Origin of the sequence: Acinetobacter sp. AC1-2 (assembly GCF_016124155.1) — a bacterium.
GTDB classification, from domain to species: Bacteria; Pseudomonadota; Gammaproteobacteria; order Pseudomonadales; family Moraxellaceae; genus Acinetobacter; species Acinetobacter calcoaceticus.
In genome coordinates this window covers 1-697 of record NZ_JABFFO010000018.1, presented here as the reverse complement: position 1 = coordinate 697, position 697 = coordinate 1, and the positions used below count along the sequence as shown (strand labels likewise).

General features: G+C 53.9%; 1 protein-coding gene. It reads right to left on the bottom strand.

The window, feature by feature from the left end:
• A partial coding sequence (locus HL290_RS18430) for an Ig-like domain-containing protein (RefSeq protein ID WP_227602328.1) occupies positions 1–697 on the bottom strand: 697 nt, incomplete at both ends.

Below are 697 nucleotides of genomic sequence, written 5' to 3'. Positions count from 1 at the left end.
GGTGCTGTTGCACTGCCATCTTGGGTGAAGGTCGCTGTCCAGGTCAAACCGCCATCTGCTGTGCTCAAGCCAGCTAAAGTACCGCCTGCCAAGGTCACATCTGTTGCATCAAAGCCAGTCACTGCTTCACTGAAGGTGAAGGTTACTGTGGTGCTTTCACCGAGACCAAGATTCAGGTCAGTTGCACTGATCGCAAGCGTCGGTGCCACTACATCTGAAGTCAGGCCAGCCAAGCTTGCGCCTGTACCTAAGTTACCTGCAAGGTCAGTATAGGTGTTATCCGCCACACTGATGCTCGGTGCTGTTGCACTGCCATCTTGGGTGAAGGTCGCTGTCCAGGTCAAACCGCCATCTGCTGTGCTCAAGCCAGCTAAAGTACCGCCTGCCAAGGTCACATCTGTTGTATCAAAGCCAGTCACTGCTTCACTGAAGGTGAAGGTTACTGTGGTGCTTTCACCGAGACCAAGATTCAGGTCAGTTGCACTGATCGCAAGCGTCGGTGCCACTACATCTGAAGTCAGGCCAGCCAAGCTTGCGCCTGTACCTAAGTTACCTGCAAGGTCAGTATAGGTGTTATCCGCCACACTGATGCTCGGTGCTGTTGCACTGCCATCTTGGGTGAAGGTCGCTGTCCAGGTCAAACCGCCATCTGCTGTGCTCAAGCCAGCTAAAGTACCGCCTGCCAAGGTCACATCTG